The organism is Streptomyces sp. 8P21H-1 (assembly GCF_013302945.1).
Map to the genome: position 1 here is coordinate 969 of NZ_JABTYA010000161.1, position 349 is coordinate 1,317.

The 349-nt window shown below is 72.2% G+C and carries 1 protein-coding gene; it reads left to right on the plus strand.

What is annotated here, in order from left to right; all coding sequences use genetic code 11:
• On the plus strand, positions 1–349 hold a 349-nt coding region (locus HO151_RS02695; RefSeq protein ID WP_173894521.1), incomplete at both ends, for a beta-ketoacyl synthase N-terminal-like domain-containing protein.

Here is a 349-nt window from a genome sequence, read left to right on the forward strand (position 1 = left end):
GCATCCTGACCGGCGAGCAGTACGAGGGATACCGGGGCAACGGCAGCGCCGGCAGCATCGCGTCCGGCCGCGTGTCCTACACGTTCGGCTTCGAGGGCCCGGCGGTCACCGTGGACACGGCGTGCTCGTCGTCGCTCGTCGCCATGCACTGGGCGGCGCAGGCGCTGCGCTCGGGCGAGTGCTCACTCGCCGTCGCCGGTGGCGTCACCGTCATGGCCACACCCACCGCCTTCGTCGAGTTCTCCCGCCAGGGCGCCCTCTCGCCGGACAGCCGCTGCAAGGCGTTCTCGGACTCCGCGGACGGTGCCGGCTGGTCCGAGGGCGTGGGCATGGTGGTGCTGGAGCGTTT